This window comes from Cobetia sp. SIMBA_158, assembly GCF_046566945.1.
Classification (GTDB): domain Bacteria; phylum Pseudomonadota; class Gammaproteobacteria; order Pseudomonadales; family Halomonadaceae; genus Cobetia; species Cobetia amphilecti.
Genome location: NZ_JAWJYL010000784.1, coordinates 1 through 251 on the forward strand (window position 1 = coordinate 1; position 251 = coordinate 251).

1 protein-coding gene is annotated in these 251 nt (G+C 49.8%); it reads right to left on the minus strand.

Going from position 1 to position 251, the window contains the following annotated elements:
- Nucleotides 1–7: 7 nt before the first annotated feature.
- On the minus strand, nt 8–251 hold a 244-nt coding region (locus tag R2R70_RS21955), incomplete at its 5' end, for a family 1 glycosylhydrolase (protein ID WP_410979189.1).

Consider the following 251-nt stretch of genomic DNA (forward strand, 5'->3'; position numbering starts at 1 on the left):
CTGTTACTTACTCTAAATCTTCACCATTACTGGCAATCACTTTTTTATACCACCAGAACGATTTCTTACGTGTGCGCGTCAGCGTGCCGTTGCCTGCGTCGTCACGGTCTACGTAGACAAAACCGTAGCGTTTGCTCATTTCACCCGTAGAGGCGGAAACTAAATCAATACAGCCCCATGTGGTGTAGCCCATCAGCGGAATGCCATCTGCAATCGCTTCGCCCATTGCGCGGATATGTTCGCGCAGATAG